Below are 21,460 nucleotides of genomic sequence, written 5' to 3'. Positions count from 1 at the left end.
CCGCGATCGAGGAGGCCGAGCTCATGGCCGGCGTGAAGGTCGATCGTGTCTTCGCCGGTCTCGCGGGCGACCACATCGAAGCGTGGTCCAGCATGGGCGTGGTCGCCGTGAGCGACGAGGAGATCACCCCGGGCGACGTGCACCGCGTGCACGAGGTCGCTCAGGCGGTGGCGCTCGGTCCGGACCGCGAGCTGCTGCACGCCATCCCCATCGAGTACATCGTCGACCACCAGCGCGGCATCAAGGATCCGGTTGGGATGTCGGGGACGCGACTCGAGGCCGAGGTCTACCTCGTCACCTGCTCCGCGACCGCCGCCGGCAACATCAAGAAGGCGGTCACGCGGGCCGGCTACGCCGTGCAGGAGATCGTGCTCGAGCCGCTCGCGACCGCCCGTGCCGTCCTGACCGAGGACGAGAAGGAGGTGGGCGCCGCGATGGTCGAGGTCGGAGGGTCCACCACCGACGTCGCCGTCTACTACGAGGGGAAGATCCGGCACGTGGCGATCCTCCCCGTCGGCGGAATCACCGTCACCCAGGATCTGGTGAAGGGACTTTCGATCCCCTTCCACGAGGCCCAGCGGGCGAAGGAGACGTGGGGCGCCGCCTCCGCGCAGTTCGTGGATCCTCAGGAGACCGTCGAGGTGCCGGGACCGGCGCCGGGCCAGCAGCGCCACGTCGCGCGCGAGCTCATCGCACACATCGCCGAACAGCGTCTGGACGAACTCTTCGGCCTGGTGCAGAAGGAGCTGGACGACCACGAGCTCTCGGCCCATCTCGGGGCGGGAATCGTGCTCACCGGTGGCGCGGCCGCCATGCCCGGTCTGATCGAACTTGCGCAGCAGGTCTTCGCCGCCCCGGTCCGTCTCGGCGTCCCCGGGGAAGGGCTCACCGGCCTCGCGGACTCCGTCGGCCGGCCGCGTCTCGCGACCGGCGCAGGCCTCGCGATCTGGGGATCGGAACGCTTCTCGGAGACGGGGGAGGGCGCCTCGACGGTCGTGTCGGGCATCGTCTCGAAGATGACCGCCTGGATGAAGGAGTTCTTCTGATGCCCTCTTCCCATCGCCATCCGCGCCGCGAGTCCTCGGGGCGAGGCCCACCGCCGGGACGCGATCCACCGGCTCCGCGGCACGGAGACCCTCCATGAATCCGCGTGAAGGAGCGGCTCCAGGCGGAGCACGACAGACGACGAAGCATACCCTGCTCAGGACATTCCGAGGACCAGACAGATGATGATTTTCGAATTCGAGGAGACGCCGATCGGCAACGCCAGCATGAAGGTGGTCGGGGTCGGTGGCGCCGGTGGAAACGCCGTGAACCGGATGATCGACGAAGAGCTCGAGGGCGTCGAGTTCATCTCGATGAACACCGATGGCCAGGCGCTCAAGAGCTCCTGCGCCCAGGTCACGATGCAGATCGGCAAGAAGCTGACCCGGGGACTGGGAGCCGGCGCGCGGCCCGAGATCGGGCGCCAGGCACTGCACGAGAGCGAGGAGGAGGTCCGGAAGGCGCTCGAAGGGGCCGACCTCGTCTTCATCACCGCGGGCATGGGCGGCGGGACCGGGACCGGGGCCGCGCCGATCATCGCGCAGGCGGCCCGCGAGTTGGGTGTCCTGACCGTCGGTGTCGTGACCAAGCCGTTCCAGTTCGAAGGCGGCAAGCGTATGAAGCAGGCCGAGGACGGGGTCGAGGCGCTGCAGAAGGTGGTCGATACGCTGATCATCATTCCCAACCAGAACCTGTTCCGTCTGGCCAATGAAAAGACAACCTTTACCGAAGCGTTCAGCCTGGCGGATGACGTTCTGTACCAGGGCGTGAAAGGTGTGACGGATCTGATGGTGCGTCCGGGTCTGATCAACCTCGATTTTGCCGACGTCCGTGCCGTGATGGACGAGATGGGCAAGGCAATGATGGGCACCGGCGAGGCCGAGGGCGAAGATCGCGCAATTCAGGCGGCCGAGAAAGCGATAGCAAACCCGCTGCTGGACGAGATCAGCCTGCGCGGCGCCAAGGGTGTCCTGATCAACATCACCGGCGGTCACGATCTGACGTTGTTCGAACTGGACGAAGCAGCGAACCGCATTCGCGAAGAGGTCGACACCGACGCGAATATCATCGTCGGCTCCACGCTTGACGATGCGATGGAAGGCACGATGCGCGTCAGCGTTGTCGCCACCGGCATTGACGTGACCGATGTCAATTCCGACATGCCGGTCCCGCGCCGCAAGCTGTCGCAGCCGCTGACACAGGTGACCCAAGCCGAAGAAGCGCGTTACGACGCGCCCGAACAGCAACAGCCAGAGCCTGTCGCGGCACGGGCGGCCGAACCGGCCGCTCAGGAACCGTCCTTGTTCGGATCGATCGAGGCCGAACGGGCTGCCGCCCAGGACCAGATGGAGACGATCTTCGAGCAGGACGCGGCGCAGCAGGGGCATGACGGCACGGATGACGACGGTCTTCCAGCCCCCGCGTATCGTCCGCAAGTGGCCGAGTTCAATCCGCGTGAAGACAGTATCGAGGCCGATCCAGAGCAATTCGTTGCGCCGCGCGCACCGTCGCCGGGGACGCCAAGTGCCGAAGCCTTGGCCCGTTTGCAGGCGGCTGCGGCGCGAACGCGCCCGGCACCGGGGGCACGTCCGAACACATCGCAGTTCGAAACGGAACCCGAAGACGGTGAGCGGCCGCGCTTCGGGATCAACTCCCTGATCAACCGGATGACCGGGCATAGCCAGGGAAATAACGAGGCGCCGGTGCGCCGCACAACACAGCCGCCCGTGCAGTCATCGGGCGGGTCCGCCGCCCCGGCTCCCGCTCCCGCTCCCGCTCCAGAGCCCGAGGCCGACGAGGACCAGGAACGGATCGAGATACCGGCATTCCTGCGCCGCCAAGCCAACTGATCCGGCACCACAGTGCCGACACAACGCCCCCGGAGACGGGGGCGTTTTTGTTTGAAATCAGGGGGCTCTTGCATGGCGGGTTTTCGCCGACCTGTTTCGGGGTCGTGTTTCAGCCCGTTACAATCTTTGATTTGAGGGTGGCCGGGTCAGTTTGTATGACGCCTCCTGAAGCGGTGCGCAGTTTTGCGCGTGAACCAATGTTGCGAGGCTCTTTTGCAGACAAGCGTCCACTCCACTGTCCGGTTCCGCGGCACAGGGCTTCATACCGGCGCGCCGGTGTCCCTGTCCATCTGCCCGGCGCCGGTCGATCATGGTATCGTGTTCGAGCGGACGGACATCCGGCTGGGCAATGCGCGCATCCCCGCGACCTTCGATCTGGCCGAGCAATCGCCCTTGTGCACGAAGATCGTGAACGCGGCGGGCGTGTCGGTGTCGACGATCGAACATCTCATGGCGGCCTTCGCGGGATGCGGTGTGCATAATGCGCTGGTCCGTGTTGACGGGCCGGAAGTCCCGGTTCTCGACGGCAGCGCGGCCCCCTTCGTGCGCGCGATCCTCTCGGCGGGTGTGCAGCGGCTGGCGGCCCCGATCCAGGTGATAGAGGTGCTGAGCACGGTCGAGGTGCATACGGCGCAGGGCTGGGCGCGGCTGGGGCCGGGACCGGGTCTGACGATGGATTTCCATATTGATTTTGCCGATGGCGCGATTGGCCGTCAAAGCAAGTCGATCGATCTTGCCAATGGCGCGTTTGTGCGAGAGCTGTGCGACAGCCGCACCTTCTGCCGGGCCTCGGATGTCGCGGCGATGCGCGCCGCCGGCAAGGCGCTTGGCGGGACAATGGACAACGCGGTGGTTGTCGATGGCGACCGGGTGCTGAGTCCGGGTGGTCTGCGCCATACGGATGAAGCCGTGCGCCACAAGATGCTGGATGCGCTTGGCGATCTGGCGCTGGCCGGTGCGCCGGTCCTTGGCCATTACGAAGGCCACAAGGCGGGTCACACCCTGACGAACATGTTGCTGCGGGCGCTTTTCGCGACGCCGGACGGGTTCCGCGTGCGCGACTGCGATACGGAGCTGGCTGCGCGTCTGCCGGGAGCCGGTGTCGAGGCGCATGAAATCCCCGCGGTCGCGTGATCCGAACCTGTCATGTCTTAGACATTTCGCACAGGAGCATCCTGTCCGGGCGGCGAAGTCCTGTGTGCCTAAAGGCGTTTTGCCTCGGGATTTAATGTGCTAGGACCGAAATCGAATAAGTGGCACATATAGCCACGACAGCTTTGGATAGGTGACGGGCATGGCAGCGGGCAGATATGCAAGGGCTGTGATCGGAGCGGGGCTCCTTGCAGTGATTCTGAGCGCGTGCGGCAACGGGGAACGTCCCGGATTCGGGCCGGGCGGTGTCCCGATCGAGAATTTCACGGCCGAGCAGATCTACGAGCGCGGCGAGTTTGAATTGGATCGGAGCGATCCAGAAGACGCGGCGTTCTATTTCGGCGAAGTCGAGCGGCTGTATCCTTACTCCGAATGGGCCAAACGGGCCGTGATCATGCAGGCCTATGCCCATCATCAGAACAAGGATTACGAGAACAGTCGTTCCGCGGCGCAGCGCTATGTCGATTTCTATCCCACCGACGAGGACGCGGCCTATGCGCAGTATCTTCTGGCGCTGAGCTATTACGACCAGATCGAAGAGGTGGGCCGCGACCAGGGTCTGACCTTCCAGGCGTTGCAAGCGCTGCGGACGGTGATCGAACGCTATCCTGACAGCGAATATGCCCGCTCTGCGGTTTTGAAATTCGACCTCGCTTTCGACCATCTCGCGGCGAAGGAAATGGAGATCGGTCGATATTATCTGAAACGCGACCACTACGCGGCGGCGATCAATCGGTTCCGCACCGTGGTCGAGGATTTCCAGACCACCACCCACACCGCCGAGGCGCTGCACCGCCTGGTCGAGGCGTATCTGTCGCTGGGCCTGACCGATGAGGCGCAGACCGCGGGTGCGATCCTTGGCTACAATTACCAATCTTCCGAATGGTACGCGGACAGCTTCAAGCTGCTCACGGGGCAAGGACTGGAATTGACGGCGACCGGGGACAACTGGCTGCGCAAGGTGTATCGCCAGATGGTCAAGGGTCAATGGCTTTGATCGGGGGCTGGTGCGTCTGACCACGCACCCGAATGCACAGAATGCTGCGTGCGCTTGAAATACGGGACATGTTGATCATCGACCGGCTGGAGCTTGAGTTCCAGCCGGGTCTGAACGTGTTGACCGGGGAAACCGGTGCGGGAAAATCCATTCTCCTGGACAGCCTGGGCTTTGTGCTGGGCTGGCGCGGACGCGCCGAGCTGGTCCGCAGCGGAGCCGCCCAGGGCGAGGTGACGGCGGTTTTCGATCTGCCTCAGGCGCATCCGGCGCACGGCGTGCTGATGGAGGCCGGGTTCGAGGATGCGGACGAGCTGATCCTGCGGCGCGTCAATACCGCGGACGGGCGCAAGACCGGCTGGGTCAACGACCGCCGGGTCACCGGCGAGATGCTGCGCGCGCTTTCCGATACGCTGGTCGAACTGCACGGCCAGCATGATGATCGCGGCCTGTTGAACCCGAAAGGCCACCGGGCGCTGCTGGATCAATTTGCCGGCCATGACGGGCTGCTGGCGGATGTACGCAGCTCATGGAAAACCCTGTCCAAGGCGCGCAAGGCCTTGGCCGAGGCGGAAAAAGCCCATGCGGACGCGAAAGCAGAGGAAGATTTCCTGCGCCACGCGGTGGACGAGTTGGACAAGCTGCAACCGCAGCCGGGTGAGGACGCCGATCTGGATGCCCGCCGCCGGAGGATGCAGGGGGCCGAACGGATTCGGGACGATATCGCGCGCGCCGGGCAGGTGATGGGATCGGACGGTGCCGAGGGTGCGATGGCCGATGCGTTGCGCTGGCTCGAAGGGGTGAGCGATGCGGCAGAGGGCCAGTTGGACGAGTCCCTGGCGGCGCTGGCACGGGCGATGGCCGAGCTGGACGACGCGGCCCGGGGCGTCGAGACCTGCCTGGACGCGCTGGAGTTCGACCCGCATGAGCTGGAGGCGACAGAAGAGCGCTTGTTTGCGCTTCGCGGCCTTGCCCGCAAGCATGATGTCGGGGCAGATGACCTGGCCGGGCTGGCGGATCATCTGCGCGACCGGCTGATGGCGTTGGATCAGGGGGCGGATCGACTGGCCGGCTTGCAGTCTGACGTGACATCTGCCGAAGCGGCATATGACAAGGCCGCCGCGACGCTGCACGACAGCCGGGTGTCCGCGGCACAGCGGTTGGACACGGCCGTCTGCGCCGAGCTTGCGCCGCTCAAGATGGATCGCGCAGTGTTCGTCACCGACCTGGCCGAGGCCGCAGCCGGACCCGAAGGGCGCGATGCGGTTGCCTTTACCGTGGCCACCAATCCCGGTGCGCCCGCCGGGCCGATCGGCAAGATCGCCTCTGGCGGTGAATTGAGCCGCTTCCTGCTGGCCTTGAAAGTGTGCCTGTCGGAACAGCGCGATTCCGGACTGACGATGATCTTCGACGAGATCGACCGCGGCGTCGGTGGCGCCACTGCCGACGCGGTGGGCCGCAGGTTGGCGGCGCTGGCCGACGATGGGCAGGTTCTGGTCGTCACCCATTCCCCGCAGGTGGCCGCGCTGGGGGCGCATCACTGGCGGGTGGAAAAACGGGTGGCGAACGATCAGACAACATCCACCGTTGTGCCGCTGGACCCGGACGCGCGAGAGTCCGAGATTGCGCGCATGTTGTCGGGCGACACCATCACCAGCGAGGCCCGCGCCGCCGCGCGGGCGCTTTTGGTGGGGTAGGCGGCGCAAAGTGTTGCCTGACACAGACCGTTGCAAGGTTTGATGGGGACGGGGCTGGACACTTCAGGCCCATTCGATAACGCTTGAAAAACAGTTGATTTTTGGCGCCGTCCGTTACCCCCGAAAGGACCGATTGGCATGGCATCGCCCCTGCTTGGTCAAATACAGGCCACGAAACGCCAGTTCGCGCGCGGTTGGGACCTGTTGCGCCACAAGGGACCGTCGCAGTTCCAGTTCTGGCTGATCGCGCTTTTGATCGGGATCGCCGCCGGGCTGGCGGCAACCGTGTTCCGTATGGCGATCACGGTGTTGCAAACCTCGGTCTATGGCACGCCCAGTGTGGCCTCGATCCACAGTTATGCAGAAGGTCTGCCCTGGTGGATGCTCTTGCTGATCCCGACACTGGGTGGTTTGGTTGTGGGGTTGATCGTGCATTTCTTCACCCCCGAAGGCCGCGTGCGATCCGTGGCCGACGTGATCGAAGGCGCCGCCCTGAATGACGGGCGAGTTGAGAAGAAGGCCGGCTTTGCTTCGGCCATCTGTTCGTGGATCACCCTGTCGACCGGGGGCAGCACCGGGCGGGAGGGGCCGGTGGTGCATATCGCGGCGATGATATCGTCCTGGGTGTCGAACACGATCCGCGCCGACGGGGTCACGGGGCGCGATCTGTTGGGCTGTGCCGTGGCCGCTGCCGTTTCGGCCAGTTTCAATGCGCCGATCGCAGGCGCGCTGTTCGCGCTGGAAGTCATCCTGAGACATTTCGCAGTTCACGCCTTTGCCCCGATCGTCGTGGCGAGCGCGGCCGGAACCGTCATCAACCGCGTGATCTTTGGCGATGTGACCGAGTTCAAGCTTCCCGGGACGACCACGGTGGAATTCTACCTCGAACTTCCGGCGTTCTTTATTCTCGGGCTGGTCTGCGGGCTTGTTGCGGTGGCGATGATGCGCGCTGTGTTCCTGGCGGAGGACGTGGGCACGCGGATTCAACGCCGCATGGGGCTGCCGCATCTGCTGCGTCCGGCAGTGGCGGGGGTGATGCTGGGCGCACTGGCGATCTGGTTTCCGCATATCATCGGTGTCGGCTACGAGACCACCTCGCTTGCGCTGACGGGGGCGCTGATCTGGCATGAGGCGATTGTCTTTGCCATGCTCAAGGTGGTCGCGGTGGCCGTCACCATGGGCGGGCGCATGGGCGGCGGCGTGTTTTCCCCCTCGCTGATGCTGGGTGCCCTGACGGGGCTGGCCTTTGGCCTGATCGCCACGGGGCTGTTCCCGGACCAGTCCGGTACGGCGACGCTGTATGCTCTTGCGGGGATGGGGGCGGTGGCCGGGGCGGTGCTTGGCGCACCGATTTCGACCACGCTGATCGTCTTCGAACTGACCGGTGACTGGCAAACCGGTCTGGCGGTGATGGTGTCGGTGTCGATGTCCACCGCGCTGTCGGCGCGGATGGTGGATCGGTCCTTCTTCCTCACGCAGCTTGAGCGCCGCAACGTGCATCTGGCCGCCGGACCGCAAGCCTATCTGCTGGCGATGTTCCGGGTGCAAGGGATCATGCGCAAACCGAACGATGCGACCGCTGCGGATGAAGAGGCCTGCCTGACGATGATCGAGCAGGGCCTTTACGTGCAGGGTCAGACGACACTGGAAACCGCGCTGCCGCTGTTTGACAAGTCAGGCGTCGCCTATCTGCCGGTGGTCAGGCTCGAGGGCAAGCAGCAGACCCCGGTGTTGCAGGGGGCGCTGTTTCATGTGGATGCGCTCAAGGCCTATAACCGTGCGCTGGCGGCGACCGCCGAGGAAGAGCACAGCTGAGCTGGATCAGATCTGTTCGACCTGCACGCCGTCCTGTACGTCGAAGGCCAGGTGATCCTTGATCCGGGCGATGTCACCCTTGGGGGATTCATAGCTCCAGACCGCATTGCTGTAGGTCTTGCTCTTGGAGACGATGTCGAAATAGGTGGCATCCCCCTTGTGCGGGCAGGATGTCCTGTGCTCGGCGCTGTCAAGAAAAGCCATCGCCACATCCGAGCGTGGAAAGTAAATCACGAAGGGCAGATCGCCCTCGCTCAGTTTCAGGGCGTTTGCGCTTTCGGCAATCACCGCCCCGCCGGCGCGCACCACCCAGGTGCCTTCTGCGGGTCCGATCGTAATATTCTTGTCCATGGTCAATCCCTTCTTTCAGCGATGTAGCGGGGTTACCGGGGGAATGTAAATGTTTGTGGTCAGATCGGCGCGCAGGCCTGCTCGAGCCAGGCCGCGACATCGCCGTCGACCTGGGGACCGATCCGCGCCCGAACCGCGGCATGATAGGCATTGAGCCAGTCACGCTCTGCCGCGGTCAGCGTCCCGGTGTCGATCAGCCGCCTGTCGATGGGCGTGTAGGTCAGGGTCTCGAAGCGGTACATCTCCGGCACCGTCTGGCCCTCGAGCGCCGGGGCCGCTTCCACGATCACGAGGTTTTCGATCCGGATGCCGAAGGCGCCTTCGCGGTAGACGCCCGGCTCGTTGGACAGGATCATCCCGGGCTCAAGCGGCACTGTTCCGGTACGGGCTAACCGCTGCGGGCCTTCATGCACGCTCAGGTAGGCTCCAACGCCGTGACCGGTGCCGTGGCCATAATCCATTCCGTGCTCCCAAAGCGCGACGCGGGCCAGCGCGTCGAGGTCGCGCCCGGCCAGGCCCTTGGGCCAGCGCAGGCGCGAGATGGCGATCATGCCCTTGAGCACGAGCGTGAAGGCGTGCCGTTCCTCTGCCCCGGCCGGTCCGATGGCGATGGTGCGGGTGATGTCCGTGGTCCCGTCCACGTATTGGCCGCCGCTGTCGACCAAAAGCAGACCGGGGTCGACGCGGCGATTGGTGGCCTCGGTGACGCGGTAGTGCACGATGGCGCCGTTCGGACCCGCGCCAGATATCGTGTCGAAGCTGATGTCGCGCAGCGCGCCCGTGGCCATCCGTTCCGCTTCGAGCCGTTTGACGATGTCGATCTCTGTCAGGCTGCCGGGCGGCTGCGCATCAAGCCAGCTCAGGAACCGCGCCATCGCCGCCCCGTCGCGCAGATGCGCGGCGCGGGCGCCATCGAGCTCGGCGCTGGTCTTGCACGCCTTGGGCAGCGCGCAGGGGTCTTGCGCCTCGATCACCTCGGTTCCGGCGGCCGCCAGCGTGTCGGCCACGATCACCGGGCAGGAGGACGGGTCGATCTGCACCGGCCCGTCGATGGTGGCAAGCACCGGCAGGAACGAGTCCACGGGCGCGATCCGCACCCGGGTGCCGAGGTGATCGCCCAGGTCGGTCAATTTCGTGTCGTCGACGAAAAAGGTGACCGTGCCATCGGACTGCAGGATCGCGAAGCCGTGCACGAAGGGTGTGCGCGGTACGTCGTTGCCACGGATGTTGAGCAGCCAGCAAATGCTGTCCGGCAGGGTCAGCACGACGCATCTTGCCGGGCCCAGGCGCCCCGCCAGAGCGGTGATCTTGTCCGCGTGCGCCGCTCCGGTCAATTCGACCGGCTGGACAAAGGCGGGGGCGGCGGGCGCGGGCGGCTGATCCGCCCAGACGCGATCCACAAGGTTGTCGCTGCGGCGCAGAGTGACCGGCCGCGCGGCGTTCTCCAGGTCGCGGATTTGTGACACGGTGTGCAGCCACGGATCAAACCCGATGGTCGCGTTCGAGGGCGCGTGTGTGCTGATCCAGTCGCCCAGCCCGGTTTCGGGCCAATCCACGGGGGTGAACACATCTGCCACCTGCGACCGGACCTGAACGCGGTAGCGGCCGTCGACGAACACACCGGCGATATTCTGCAGGGCAACGCAGACCCCCGCTGACCCGGTGAACCCGGTCAGCCAGGCAAGGCGGCTGTCGCGCTCTGCCACGTATTCCCCCTGATGCGCGTCGGCGCGTGGGACGATAAACCCATCCAGCCCCTCGGATCGCATCTGGGCGCGCAGGGCTTCCAGGCGGTGTGGCCCTTGTTCGGGGCTGGCGGTCTCGGAAAAGCTCTGGTGCATCGCGCGCCTTTCTTGGGGTCGTGTCACGTCGAACGGGGGCCCATGTGCCGGGCGGTTGGTCAGAGGTGCCGCATCCCGGCTTCTTCTCTTTCCAAATATGCAAAATCGCGGCCCGCAGGGCCGCGCCGGTCGGACCGGCAAAGCCGGTCCGATCCAAAAAAGCTCAGCGCGCGCGATTGATCCCCATGAGCCGCGCGCGGGCGCGGGGATCGCTGTCGAAGAGCGAGGCCAGTTGTTCGGTCATCGCGCCGGCCAGCTGCTCGACATCGGTGATCGTCACGGCGCGTTCGTAATAGCGGGTCACGTCATGGCCGATGCCGATGGCCAGAAGTTCGACCTGTTTGCGGCGCTCGACCATCGCGATCACGTCGCGCAGGTGTTTTTCGAGGTAATTCGCAGGGTTCACCGACAGGGTGCTGTCATCCACCGGGGCGCCATCGGAAATCACCATCAGGATCTTGCGCGCTTCGCTGCGGTGCAGCATCCGGCGATGCGCCCATTCCAGCGCCTCGCCGTCGATGTTTTCCTTGAGCAGCCCCTCCTTCATCATCAGGCCAAGGCTGGACCGCGTCCGCCGCCACGGCGCGTCGGCGCTTTTGTAGATGATGTGGCGCAGATCGTTCAGGCGTCCCGGCTGCTGTTCGCGCCCTTCGTTGAGCCAGCGTTCGCGGGCCTGCCCGCCTTTCCACGCGCGGGTGGTGAAGCCGAGGATTTCCACCTTGACCGAACACCGCTCCAGCGTGCGCGCCAGGACATCGGCACAGATCGCGGCAATCGAGATCGGCCGGCCGCGCATGGAGCCGGAATTGTCCAGCAGCAGCGTCACGACGGTGTCACGGAACTCGGTGTCCTTTTCGACCTTGAAACTGAGCGGCGTGGTCGGGTTGGCGACCACCCGGGCAAGGCGGCCGGCATCCAGGATGCCTTCTTCCAGATCGAATTCCCATGACCGGTTCTGCTGCGCCTGAAGACGGCGTTGCAGCTTGTTGGCAAGGCGGCTGACGGCGCCCTTGAGCGGTTCGAGCTGTTGATCGAGATAGGCGCGCAAGCGTTCCAGCTCGATCTGTTCGGCCAGATCCTCGGCCCGCATTTCTTCGTCATGCGCGGTGTCGAACACCTTGTAGTCAGGATCGGCTTCGGAGACCGGCGCGGGAGGCGGCGGGTCCAGCGGGGCTTCGCCCTCGGGCATCTCCGCCTCGTCGCTCATCTCCTGGTCGGCCATCTCGTCCATCGACACCTGCGCCTGGCTGGCGTCCTGGGTTTCGTCCTGGCTCGATTCGGGGCTGGCTTCGGCGTCTTCGCCTTCGTCCTCGTCATTGCCCGTGCTGTCGGGCTCCTGGTCCTCGTCGGTGCTGTCTTCGGCCTCGTCCTCGGACGTGTCATCCAGGTCGTCGGGGTCGTCGCCCAACTGGTCGCCATAGCCCAGATCGGTGATCACGTTACGCGCAAATCGGGCAAAGGCAGCTTGGTCGTTCAGCACCGCGTCCAGGTTGTCCAGCGTGAGGCTGGCCTTGTCCTCGATGAAACCGCGCCAGAGCTCCATCACGTTCTGCGCGCCCGCTGGCAGGGCGCGGCCGGTGGCCATGTGCCGGACCAGATAGCCGGCTGCCTCGGACAGCGGTGCGTCGGATGCGTCCTTGATCTGGTCATAGCCGCGGCGCAGCGCCTCGTTGCCGATCTTGGCGTCGATATTGCCGGCGGTGCCCGGCATGTCGCGCGCGCCCATCGCTTCACAGCGGGCGGTTTCCATCGCCTCGTAGAGCTCGCGGGCCAGGTCGCCCTGCGGTGCGTAGCGCGCGTGGGTGCCCGCATCATGGTAGCGGCGGTGCATCGCCATGGCGTCAGCGGTGCCGCGGGCCAGCATGACCTCGTCATGGGTGAGGCGGCGGCTGATCTGCGGCAGGCGCATGGCGTCGCCAGAGATGCCCGCAGGGTCGACCGTATAGCTGACGGTCAGATCGGAATCGTTCGCCATAACCTTGGTCGCCTCGGCCAGGGCTTTCTTGAACGGATCGGCGGGGTTGTCGCTAGGTTTGTTCATGACCAGACCTTTCCACGCGGTTCGGGTGCATACAATACCCGCTGCCGGGATCGGCAGCGCGGCATTTGCGCGGTTTTGGGTGCCACAGACCCAAGGGAATGCCCCGCATGCGCCACCGGGTCACGCCCGACGGCCGGCGGGTGGTTGCCCCCGGCACCCCGGACCGGCAAAGCCGATCCGAAACCGATCACCCTATGCTCAACGATGCGGCGCTTTCCGGCAGTTCCTCGTCAAAGCAGCGCTGGTAGAATTCGGCCACCGTCTGGCGCTCCAGCTCGTCGCATTTGTTGAGGAAAGACACGCGGAAGGCGTAGCCCACATCGCGGAAGATTTCGGCGTTTTGCGCCCAGGCGATCACCGTCCGCGGACTCATCACCGTGGACAGGTCGCCCGACATGAAGGCGGTGCGCGACAGGTCCGCCACGGTCACCATCTGGCGCACGGTCTTGCGGCCCTTCTCGGTGTTGTAATGCGGCGCCTTGGACAGCACGATCGAGGTTTCGGCGTCGATCGACAGATAATTCAATGTGGCGACCAGCGACCAGCGGTCCATCTGGCCTTGGTTGATCTGCTGGGTGCCGTGGTACAGCCCGGTGGTGTCGCCAAGGCCCACGGTGTTCGCGGTGGCAAAGATGCGGAAGTACGGGTGCGGGGTCAGCACTTGGTTCTGGTCAAGCAGCGTCAGCTTGCCATCGGTTTCGAGAATCCGCTGGATCACGAACATCACGTCGGCGCGGCCCGCGTCGTATTCGTCAAAGACGATGGCAGTCGGGTTGCGCAGCGCCCAGGGCAGAATGCCTTCCTGGAACTGGGTGACTTGCTTGCCGTCCACCAGCTTGATCGCGTCCTTGCCGATCAGGTCGATCCGGCTGATGTGGCTATCGAGATTGACGCGCACGCAGGGCCAGTTGAGCCGCGATGCGACCTGTTCGATATGCGTCGATTTGCCGGTGCCGTGATAGCCCTGGATCATCACGCGGCGATTGTTGCGGAAGCCCGCAAGGATCGCGAGCGTGGTGTCAGGATCGAACTTGTAGGTGCTGTCCACGTCCGGCACGCGATCCGAAGCGTCCGTAAAACCATGGACAATCATGTCCGTATCAATGCCAAACACCTCGCGAACGGAAATTTCTTCTGTCGGTTTGGCGTTGATGTCGATCGTCCCGTCGGCCATGTTGTGGACATCCTTCGTTGCTGAGAGATTGCGCCTGTGTCGTGCAACATAATGGCGCAAGGGGCAAGGGAAAGGGCACGGGAATTCGCGCATGACTCTGCAAGAAGAGGTCGAAAACCTCATTGTCAGGGTGGCCATGGGAGACCGGGTCGCCTTTGCGCGTCTCTACGACAGGACGTCTGCGAAACTTTTCGGGGTCTGCCTGCGTGTCTTGGATGATCGCGCAGAAGCCGAGGAGGTGCTGCAGGAGGTCTTCGTGACGGTGTGGAACAAGGCGGACAGTTACCGGATCAACGGGTATTCCCCGATGACCTGGCTGATCACGGTTACCCGCAATCGCGCGGTCGACCGTCGCCGGGCGCTGCGCCGGCCGCCCGAGCCGATCGAAACCGCCGATCTTTTGCCGGATAGCACGCCGGGGCCTGAAGCCACCGCCATGGCCCAATCCGAGAGCCGCCGGATCAACGAGTGTTTCGACGAGCTGCCGCGCGCACGGGCGCACCTGGTGCGTCGGGCGTATCTCAAAGGTGACAGCTATGCCGACCTGGCCGAGGCCACGGGCATAAACCTCAATACGCTGCGCACATGGTTGCGGCGCAGCCTGATCGCGCTGCGGGAGTGCTTGAGCCGATGAGTGCGCACAACTCGAAGGGTCCGCAGGGGCCAGACGGCGATGACCCCCGTGTGACGGCAGCGGAATTCGCAATGGGTCTGCTCAGTGATGCAGAGGCGCGCGCGGTCGAGGCCCGCATGGCCGAGGACCGGGCCTTGTTTGACGAGGTCGTCGCTTGGCAAGAGCACCTGGCCGACCTGATGCTCGATGAGGTCGAAGAGGTGACGCCATCGCCGCAGCTTCGCAAACGGATCGAGGCGCGGCTTTTTCGCTCTGATGCGCCGCCTGTCTGGAAGCAGGTCCTGCCCTATGGTCTTGGAGGTGCAGCCGCGGCGCTGGTGCTCTGGCTTGCCGTGAGCAGCGGGCTTGTCACCCCGGACGAAGGCGCCATCGAGGCCGATCTGGTGGCCGAGCTGACGCCGACACCGGAAGGTGGAGGCCTGGTGATCAATGCGGCGGTGGACACCGAACTGGGCGCCGTGCAGGTGGTCCGCCTCGCCGGTGACGCGCCGGAAAACCGCGTGTTCGAGCTTTGGTTGATTGCGGGTGAGGCCGCACCTGTGTCGCTTGGAGTGCTGGACGATGCGGCGGACAGGGCCGTGATCCCCCTGCCGCAAGACGTGATGGCGGAATTGCCAGGTGCAGTGCTTGCCGTTTCGGACGAACCGCCGGGGGGATCGCCCACGGGCGCACCGACGGGGTCTGTGCTGGCTGCCGGGCCGCTCACGCCGTCGTGATGATCATGTGATGCGGCATTTGAAACGCCTGGGCGCTGTCGCCCGTGTCTTCTTCCGACCGCCGAAGGATGGCGGGGCAACTGGAGAAAGACATGACTTTGAAGACTCTGACCACAGCACTTGTCGCAGCCACAGCCTTGAGCGGGGCCGCTCTGGCGGAAAGCCACTCTGAAACAGGCAACCCGATGGTGGGGGGCGCTGCCATGTTCCCGGACAGGACCATCGTCGAGAACGCGGTGAATTCGGCGGATCACACCACCTTGGTTGCCGCGGTAAAAGCGGCCGATCTGGTCGAAACGCTGTCGAGCGACGGGCCCTTCACCGTGTTCGCCCCGACCAATGCGGCGTTCGACATGATCTCGGACGAGTCGCTCAACGCGTTGTTGCAGCCGGACGCAAAGGCCCAGCTGGCGCAGATCCTGACCTGTCACGTGGTTGCGGCAAACGCCATGTCCGGTGCGATTGCGGGCATGATCGCCGATGATGACGGCGTTCACCCGGTCGCAACCGTGGGCGGCTGCACCTTGCAAGCACGCATGGACGGTGACGAGATAACCCTGACGGACGAAAATGGCCGCATTGCCACTGTGACGGTTGCGGATGTGCGCCAGTCGAACGGCGTGATCCACGTCATCGACCGCGTCCTTTTGCCGGCTCAATAAGCACCTGAAACCCCATCACCGGGTAAAGAGATCGCGCAAAAGTGTGTGCCCCGGCCTTGTGTGTCAACGGGTCGGGGCGCCATTTGTATGTTGCCAGAGGAGGGACGTATGTTGAGACGACATTTTCTGCAAAGCACGGCCGCCATCCTGGGCCTGGGTGCCGTGGCCCGGGCTGGGGATGCAGCGGAAAGCAATTTCGAGGTGACACGCTCGGAGGCGGAGTGGAAGGAGATGCTGAATTCCCAAGAATACCGCGTGATGCGGGAAGAGGGGACGGAGCGCGCCTATTCCTCGCCGCTGAACGATGAAACCCGGGACGGCATGTTCCACTGCAAGGGGTGTGACCTCGCGCTTTACGCGTCGGAGCACAAATATGACAGCGGCACGGGGTGGCCCAGCTTCTGGCAGGCGCAGGACAATGCCATCGGGACCAAACCTGACCGATCGCTGTTCATCACGCGCACCGAGTGCCATTGCCGTCGCTGCGGTAGCCACCTGGGCCATATCTTTGACGATGGGCCGCAACCCACCGGCAAGCGGCACTGTATCAACGGCGTCAGCCTGACCTTTCGGTTGGCCTAGGGGCAGACCCCGAGCGGCGTGGTCAGGCGTTTCGAAAAACCTGCGCACACGTCCCCAACGTTTACCGCCTCAACCGCGTGCGCCAAGGCCCAGTTGCATCAGGGTCTTGCGCACCGGTTTCAATGTATAAAGCGCATCCAGCCCCATCGCGCGCATGTCGCGCAGCGGTTGTGCGCCAAGCATGGATGTTCGGTTCAAAAGCGTGATACCGGCCACACGCGTGCGCACATCAGCGATCCGCTTTTGGTGATATCGATCCAGCATCGTCCGGTTTCCGACCTCGTCGCCCGCCTGCCGCGCGAAATCGCGCAGGGTGGCAAGATCCTTGAGGCTCATGTTCAGGCCTTGCGCGCCAATGGGCGGCACCACATGCGCCGCCTCGGCCACCAGCGCGATGCGCTCGCCACTCAGCCGGTCCGCGTGCTGGCTGATGATCGGCCAGATGCTGCGGCGCGAGGCCAGCCTGAGCGGACCGAGGACGCCACAGGACCGTTCCGTCATCGCTGTTTCGAAGGCATCTTGATCCAGCGTCATCAAGGCATCGGCTTTCGGCCCTTCCTCCATCCAGACGATGGCCGAGGAGGGCTGGCCGTCCAGGTCGGGAAGGGGCACCAACGTGAATGGTCCACCGGTGCGGTGAATCTCGGTCGAGACATTGTTGTGCGGGTCGGGATGCGTGACCGCGAAAGCCAGCGCTTTTTGCCCGAATCGCGTTGTCTGCACGTCGATCCCGGCTGCCTTGCGCATGGGCGAATTCCGCCCGTCCGCGGCTATCACCAAGCGACAGCGTACCTTTGTCCCATCGCTGAGACCAACCCGCGCGTCGCCTTCGCGGGTGAACAGCGACGACGTCGCGACACCGGCGCGGAACGTCACGGTTTCAAGGCTGTTCATGTGGGCCATGAATTCGCGGCGCAAGAGCCAGTTGGGCAGGTTCCAACCGAACGGCAGACCGGAAATATCAGACGCATCGAAGGATTTGGTCACACGCGGCTCGGGCGCTTTGCCGCCCGCGTCGATGATCCGCATCACCTGAAGCGGCATCGCGTGGGCGGCAAGGCGCGGCCAAAGCCCAATATCGTCCAGAAAGCGCTGCGCCGGCTGCAAGAACGCGGTGGTGCGCAGGTCCGCGCCTTCGGCCTCGCGATCGGTGACCGGCGACGCCGGGTCGAGACAGAGGACGCAATGCCCGTCTGCGCCAAAGGCGACGGCGGCGGCCATGCCGGCGATTCCGCCGCCCGAAACGACGATGTCATAATCCATGATCGGGCCTCTTGTTGCCTGTTGTGGGCTGCAACGTAGTGTACCGAACTGCAACAGGCGATGCGTCAGGGCGCCCCTGTCATTTGCCGACCGTGATCAAAAGCAAAGTCACCATCACGACGGGGACCATGATCAGCGCCGCCATGCTGAGTGCAACAATGCCCCATTGCATGACTGCCAACACCACAAGGGTCAGCAGCGCCACCAGAAGGTAGTAGATCGTGTCCTCCGGTCCTTCAATCAGGTCGCGTGCAATCCACCCGACCACCGGGACGGAATAGAACAGGTTGCGGCTGCGGGAGTGCGATGGTTCAGAAACAGACATATCGGAGTCCTCTTTTGGGTCTGAACCGGAGATAGGTACGATCGGGGCCTGCTCACACTGGCAAATTGCCGCAATGCAGCGGCTTTTTCGTCAGGTCAGCCGCGCGAGGAATTCCGAGAGGCTTGGCGTGTGATGATGGATATGGTCGGCCTCGATCGCATCGGGGGCAACGTGGACGGTTTTCATCCCCATCGCGTGCGGCGCGGCAAGATTGCGGGGGTCATCCTCGAACATCGCGGCGCTTTCGGTCCGGGTGCCGTCGCGGCCAAAGACACGCTCGAAGGCGCCACGTTCCGGCTTGGGCAGGAAATCGGCATGTTCCACACCATAGACCGCGTCGAAAATGCCGTTCAATCCGCGCGCGTTCAGGACGTTTTCGGCATATGGGGCCGACCCGTTGGTATAGACGATCTTGCGACCCGGCAGGTCCTTGATAAGCCCGGCAAGATACGGGTCTTCGGACAGAACGGAGAAGTCGATGTCATGCACCTCGTGCAGATAGGGGGCCGGGTCGACATCGTGCTCGCGCATCAGGCCGGCGAGCGTGGTGCCGTAGGTCTGCCAGTATTCGACCCGCAACTGGTTGGCACGGTCGAGATCGACGCCGACCTTGTCCATCACGAACTTGGTCATTCGCACCTCGATCTGGTCGAACAGGCGTACGGCCGGCGAATAAAGCGTGTTGTCCAGGTCGAAGACCCAGTGGCGGACGTGATCGAATGCGACTTTTACCATGCACGCAGAGTAGGTGCGATTGCCGGGCGCGGCAATGGCTCAACTTGCGTCTTTCCGGGTCCCGGCGATATGGTGTGGCCAGCCTTGAAGGAATGACGCGGGATGAAAGATGTGAAGACGCCCCATAAAGACGCCTATACCTCGATCCTCGAGGCGATTGACGTCGGTGTTTACCGGCCCGGCGACCGGCTTGTGGAAAGCGATCTTGCCGAGCGCTTCGGCATGTCGCGCACCCCCATCCGCGAGGCGTTGCAGCGGCTGGAGACCCAATCGCTTCTGACGCGGGATGGGCGGTCCCTGATCGTGGCGTCGCTGGATCACAACCAGATGGCGGAGCTGTATGTTGTGCGCACCGAGCTGGAGGGGCTGGCCGCGCGCCTGGCGGCGCGGCATGCCACCGATGAAGAGGTCCAGGTTCTGCAAGGCATGGTCCAGGAAGACCGCGCTTTGCTGGAGGATCCCGCCACGCTGTCGCGGGCCAATCGGCGGTTTCACAAGCAGATCCACTTGGCGTCACATAACAGGTTTCTGGTGCAGCAACTGGACCTGGTGCATCGGTCAATGGCGCTGATGGCGACCACCTCCCTGGCGGCACAGGGCCGCGGCGAGATAGCACTGGAAGAACATCAGGCCATCGTCGATGCGATCACGAACCGCGACGAAGAGGCCGCCTATACCGCGCTGCGCGATCACATCTCGGTTGCCTTCGTCACGCGGCTCAAGCTGGATTCCCTGTCGCAGGACCCTGATCTCTAGGTGCTTAGCGCCGGGTCGCATGGATGTCGCCTCCCGGAACGTCCGGCTCGGACAGGCCGTGCGGTGTCTTGTCCCAGTAAAAGGGTTTGAACACCAGTTCCGACCACGCCTTGTAGACCGCGAAGATCCCCATCGGGAAATAGAAGAACATCATCGGTACCCATTGCATCAACTTTTCGTGTTGCGTGCGCCCAACGGCGACGAAACCGATCAGGAGAGAGGCGAGTTCCGCGAAAAGAAAAAGGGCCAGCAGGCCCTTTGTCCAGTCGGCGGGAAACGCCTCAAGGAACGGTGTCGATAGGCCGAAACAGACAAGCCAGAATGACCAGAGCGCGGGAGCGAAGGTGAATTGCAGGATGGTTGTCAGGAAGAAAACCTGAAACCCTAGAAATTTACCGGGTCCCAGGTCCCGCAACAGGCGGAAGGGCCGGCGCATATGCACCAGGTAGGTGATGATGTAGCCCTTGAGCCAGCGAGACCGCTGCTTGATCCACGCGACGACACGGTTGTTCGCTTCTTCCCGTGTCACGGTCGGAATCAGGATGGTGCGATAGCCGAAGCGGGCGAGACGAATACCCAGATCCGCATCTTCGGTCACGTTATGCGCGTCCCAGCCACCGACATGTGTCAGCGCCGCGCGCTTGAGGTATACGGTTGTACCGCCCAGCGGAATTGGCATGCCCAATCGCGCGGCCCCGGCCAGAACGATGCGGAACCATGTGGCGTATTCGATGGTGAAACAGCGCGCGATCCAGTTCGATTTCGTGTTGTAGAAATCGAGGATGCCCTGCACGCAAGCCACGTTTTTCGGCGAGACGTGAAAAGCCTCGACCACGCGTTCGATCTGGTCGGTGGCGGGGGCGTCCTCTGCATCGAGGATGCCGATGATGTCGCCGCGCGTATGGCCAAGCGCATAGTTCAGCGCGCGGGGTTTGGTTTTCAACTGGCCCGCCGGGACGGTCACAACCCGCATCCAGGCGGGCAGGGACAGCGCCTTGAGCATCTGGCGCGTCTTGTTGTCATCCGCTTCGAGCACGAGAACCACATCGAGAAGCGATTTCGGGTAGCTGAGCCGCGACAGGCGCTGGACCAGAGCGTGTGCGATGGCGGCTTCCCTGAACAGCGGCACCATCAGGCTGACCACCGGCTTTTCTGCCAGCGGCACCTGCACCGGTTTGCTGGGCGGTTTCTTGTACCCGGCGAGGAACACGGCGATCTTGAAGATCAGGCAGGCCAGCATGTTGACGACCGCAACCGCCGTGATCCCGGCAAAAAACGCGTTGGGAAAGAAGAAGATCAGCGCGAGGCTGACCCCGAAAAAGAGCGATGCCATCAAGCCGCGTGATATCGAGAGCTTGTTGATATCACGGCAGCTGTAATCGGCTGGAACCTGCTTTTCGGCGCGCTCTGCAAGGTAATCCCCGTGCCGGATCGAAATTTCGCGCAGCAGGGCTTTTTCGGTCATGTCGGCAAACACGATCGGCCCGATCATGTTTTCAAGCATGTCGCGCAGTTGTGTCCGGTCCCTGTCAGGCGCGGCGGCGACCAGCGTTGCTTCGCCGAGTTTGCTCCATGGCATGACGCGGTGTTCGAGGCAGAATTCCGGTGGCACGAGATGGTCGAGCGCCGGGTCGGGCGGGTTGGTTTCAGGGTCCAGCCTGCGGCTGCGCGCGGACAATTGCCGTGCGTCGCGCAAGAGCGCGTCGGCAGCCCGGTCCCGTTTCTGCGTTGGTCCGTGCGCCTGCGCGCGTTGCGCCGGTTCCAGCCGAAGTGGCGGCGCGGATGGCGTGCGTTTCGCCTTCAGGAACATGTAACCCCCCGGTGACGT

General features: G+C 64.1%; 19 protein-coding genes. 11 read left to right on the top strand and 8 right to left on the bottom strand.

Annotated elements, in window-relative coordinates; all coding sequences use genetic code 11:
- The 6 genes from ftsA to LCF59_RS08035 form a co-directional block, all read left to right on the top strand.
- On the top strand, positions 1-1,046 hold a 1,046-nt coding region (gene ftsA, locus LCF59_RS08060), incomplete at its 5' end, for a cell division protein FtsA (protein WP_292286938.1).
- A 180-nt stretch (positions 1,047-1,226) separates the two neighbouring features.
- The gene (gene ftsZ / locus LCF59_RS08055) at positions 1,227-2,894 is read left to right on the top strand and encodes a cell division protein FtsZ (protein ID WP_292286937.1); all 1,668 of its coding nucleotides are present in this window, start codon (positions 1,227-1,229) and stop codon (positions 2,892-2,894) included.
- A 213-nt stretch (positions 2,895-3,107) separates the two neighbouring features.
- Positions 3,108-4,028 (top strand): UDP-3-O-acyl-N-acetylglucosamine deacetylase, encoded by a 921-nt coding sequence (gene lpxC, locus LCF59_RS08050; RefSeq protein ID WP_292286936.1) that lies wholly within the window; start codon positions 3,108-3,110, stop codon positions 4,026-4,028.
- 160 nt (positions 4,029-4,188) lie between these two features.
- Positions 4,189-5,043, top strand: coding sequence for an outer membrane protein assembly factor BamD (locus LCF59_RS08045; RefSeq protein WP_292286935.1), 855 nt, complete (start codon positions 4,189-4,191; stop codon positions 5,041-5,043).
- A 41-nt stretch (positions 5,044-5,084) separates the two neighbouring features.
- A complete protein-coding gene (gene recN, locus LCF59_RS08040) occupies positions 5,085-6,737 on the top strand; it encodes a DNA repair protein RecN (protein WP_292286934.1) in 1,653 nt (550 codons plus the stop codon).
- 138 nt (positions 6,738-6,875) lie between these two features.
- Complete coding sequence (locus LCF59_RS08035; RefSeq protein WP_292286933.1) at positions 6,876-8,552, top strand: chloride channel protein; 1,677 nt, start codon at positions 6,876-6,878, stop codon at positions 8,550-8,552.
- 6 nt (positions 8,553-8,558) lie between these two features.
- On the opposite strand, the gene LCF59_RS08030 is transcribed toward LCF59_RS08035, so the two are convergent.
- The 4 genes from LCF59_RS08030 to cobS form a co-directional block, all read right to left on the bottom strand.
- Positions 8,559-8,903 (bottom strand): DUF427 domain-containing protein, encoded by a 345-nt coding sequence (locus LCF59_RS08030; protein ID WP_292286932.1) that lies wholly within the window; start codon positions 8,901-8,903, stop codon positions 8,559-8,561.
- A 59-nt stretch (positions 8,904-8,962) separates the two neighbouring features.
- On the bottom strand, positions 8,963-10,744 hold the full coding sequence (locus LCF59_RS08025) for an aminopeptidase P family protein (protein WP_292286931.1): 1,782 nt from the start codon (positions 10,742-10,744) through the stop codon (positions 8,963-8,965).
- 163 nt (positions 10,745-10,907) lie between these two features.
- Entirely contained in the window at positions 10,908-12,785 is a 1,878-nt protein-coding gene (gene cobT, locus LCF59_RS08020; RefSeq protein ID WP_292286930.1) for a cobaltochelatase subunit CobT, read from the bottom strand.
- 187 nt (positions 12,786-12,972) lie between these two features.
- The gene (cobS, locus tag LCF59_RS08015; protein ID WP_292286929.1) at positions 12,973-13,959 is read right to left on the bottom strand and encodes a cobaltochelatase subunit CobS; all 987 of its coding nucleotides are present in this window, start codon (positions 13,957-13,959) and stop codon (positions 12,973-12,975) included.
- Between the two features lie 91 nt (positions 13,960-14,050).
- Here cobS and LCF59_RS08010 point away from each other — a divergent pair, with 91 nt between their 5' ends.
- The 4 genes from LCF59_RS08010 to msrB all read left to right on the top strand — a co-directional run bounded on the left by LCF59_RS08010 (position 14,051) and on the right by msrB (position 16,553).
- A complete protein-coding gene (locus LCF59_RS08010) occupies positions 14,051-14,593 on the top strand; it encodes a sigma-70 family RNA polymerase sigma factor (RefSeq protein WP_292286928.1) in 543 nt (180 codons plus the stop codon).
- On the top strand, positions 14,590-15,309 hold the full coding sequence (locus tag LCF59_RS08005; RefSeq protein WP_292286927.1) for an anti-sigma factor: 720 nt from the start codon (positions 14,590-14,592) through the stop codon (positions 15,307-15,309). The genes LCF59_RS08010 and LCF59_RS08005 overlap by 4 nt, the downstream gene beginning before the upstream one ends.
- A gap of 92 nt (positions 15,310-15,401) precedes the next feature.
- On the top strand, positions 15,402-15,971 hold the full coding sequence (locus tag LCF59_RS08000) for a fasciclin domain-containing protein (protein WP_292286926.1): 570 nt from the start codon (positions 15,402-15,404) through the stop codon (positions 15,969-15,971).
- 108 nt (positions 15,972-16,079) lie between these two features.
- Positions 16,080-16,553 carry a peptide-methionine (R)-S-oxide reductase MsrB gene (gene msrB, locus LCF59_RS07995; protein WP_292286925.1) on the top strand — a complete coding sequence of 158 codons (474 nt, stop codon included), beginning with the start codon at positions 16,080-16,082 and terminating at the stop codon, positions 16,551-16,553.
- 69 nt (positions 16,554-16,622) lie between these two features.
- On the opposite strand, the gene LCF59_RS07990 is transcribed toward msrB, so the two are convergent.
- The 3 genes from LCF59_RS07990 to LCF59_RS07980 all read right to left on the bottom strand — a co-directional run bounded on the left by LCF59_RS07990 (position 16,623) and on the right by LCF59_RS07980 (position 18,876).
- On the bottom strand, positions 16,623-17,816 hold the full coding sequence (locus LCF59_RS07990) for a UbiH/UbiF family hydroxylase (protein ID WP_292286924.1): 1,194 nt from the start codon (positions 17,814-17,816) through the stop codon (positions 16,623-16,625).
- A 79-nt stretch (positions 17,817-17,895) separates the two neighbouring features.
- Positions 17,896-18,141, bottom strand: coding sequence for a hypothetical protein (locus LCF59_RS07985; RefSeq protein WP_292286923.1), 246 nt, complete (start codon positions 18,139-18,141; stop codon positions 17,896-17,898).
- Positions 18,142-18,231: 90 nt separating this feature from the next.
- Positions 18,232-18,876, bottom strand: coding sequence for a pyrimidine 5'-nucleotidase (locus LCF59_RS07980; protein WP_292286922.1), 645 nt, complete (start codon positions 18,874-18,876; stop codon positions 18,232-18,234).
- Between the two features lie 102 nt (positions 18,877-18,978).
- On the opposite strand from LCF59_RS07980, the gene LCF59_RS07975 reads away from it, so the two are divergent.
- Positions 18,979-19,632, top strand: a complete 654-nt coding sequence (locus tag LCF59_RS07975) for a GntR family transcriptional regulator (RefSeq protein ID WP_292286921.1) — start codon at positions 18,979-18,981, stop codon at positions 19,630-19,632.
- 4 nt (positions 19,633-19,636) lie between these two features.
- Here LCF59_RS07975 and LCF59_RS07970 read toward each other — a convergent pair whose 3' ends face one another.
- Positions 19,637-21,442, bottom strand: a complete 1,806-nt coding sequence (locus LCF59_RS07970; RefSeq protein ID WP_292286920.1) for a glycosyltransferase family 2 protein — start codon at positions 21,440-21,442, stop codon at positions 19,637-19,639.
- Positions 21,443-21,460: the final 18 nt, after the last annotated feature.

Source organism: Marivita sp., from assembly GCF_020055675.1.
In the GTDB taxonomy this organism is placed as follows: domain Bacteria; phylum Pseudomonadota; class Alphaproteobacteria; order Rhodobacterales; family Rhodobacteraceae; genus Marivita.
This window is presented reverse-complemented; position numbering and strand designations above follow the sequence as displayed.

Excerpts from the sequence above, each read along its gene's own strand:
- recN (WP_292286934.1), top strand. The coding sequence starts at position 5,085 with ATGCTGCGTGCGCTTGAAATACGGGACATGTTGATCATCGACCGGCTG.
- LCF59_RS07975 (WP_292286921.1), top strand. The coding sequence starts at position 18,979 with ATGAAAGATGTGAAGACGCCCCATAAAGACGCCTATACCTCGATCCTC.
- LCF59_RS08035 (WP_292286933.1), top strand. The coding sequence starts at position 6,876 with ATGGCATCGCCCCTGCTTGGTCAAATACAGGCCACGAAACGCCAGTTC.
- LCF59_RS07970 (WP_292286920.1), bottom strand. The coding sequence starts at position 21,442 with ATGTTCCTGAAGGCGAAACGCACGCCATCCGCGCCGCCACTTCGGCTG.
- LCF59_RS08045 (WP_292286935.1), top strand. The coding sequence starts at position 4,189 with ATGGCAGCGGGCAGATATGCAAGGGCTGTGATCGGAGCGGGGCTCCTT.
- LCF59_RS08005 (WP_292286927.1), top strand. The coding sequence starts at position 14,590 with ATGAGTGCGCACAACTCGAAGGGTCCGCAGGGGCCAGACGGCGATGAC.
- cobT (WP_292286930.1), bottom strand. The coding sequence starts at position 12,785 with ATGAACAAACCTAGCGACAACCCCGCCGATCCGTTCAAGAAAGCCCTG.
- LCF59_RS07985 (WP_292286923.1), bottom strand. The coding sequence starts at position 18,141 with ATGTCTGTTTCTGAACCATCGCACTCCCGCAGCCGCAACCTGTTCTAT.
- LCF59_RS07980 (WP_292286922.1), bottom strand. The coding sequence starts at position 18,876 with ATGGTAAAAGTCGCATTCGATCACGTCCGCCACTGGGTCTTCGACCTG.
- LCF59_RS08030 (WP_292286932.1), bottom strand. The coding sequence starts at position 8,903 with ATGGACAAGAATATTACGATCGGACCCGCAGAAGGCACCTGGGTGGTG.
- LCF59_RS07990 (WP_292286924.1), bottom strand. The coding sequence starts at position 17,816 with ATGGATTATGACATCGTCGTTTCGGGCGGCGGAATCGCCGGCATGGCC.
- ftsZ (WP_292286937.1), top strand. The coding sequence starts at position 1,227 with ATGATGATTTTCGAATTCGAGGAGACGCCGATCGGCAACGCCAGCATG.
- msrB (WP_292286925.1), top strand. The coding sequence starts at position 16,080 with ATGTTGAGACGACATTTTCTGCAAAGCACGGCCGCCATCCTGGGCCTG.
- LCF59_RS08010 (WP_292286928.1), top strand. The coding sequence starts at position 14,051 with ATGACTCTGCAAGAAGAGGTCGAAAACCTCATTGTCAGGGTGGCCATG.
- LCF59_RS08000 (WP_292286926.1), top strand. The coding sequence starts at position 15,402 with ATGACTTTGAAGACTCTGACCACAGCACTTGTCGCAGCCACAGCCTTG.
- cobS (WP_292286929.1), bottom strand. The coding sequence starts at position 13,959 with ATGGCCGACGGGACGATCGACATCAACGCCAAACCGACAGAAGAAATT.
- LCF59_RS08025 (WP_292286931.1), bottom strand. The coding sequence starts at position 10,744 with ATGCACCAGAGCTTTTCCGAGACCGCCAGCCCCGAACAAGGGCCACAC.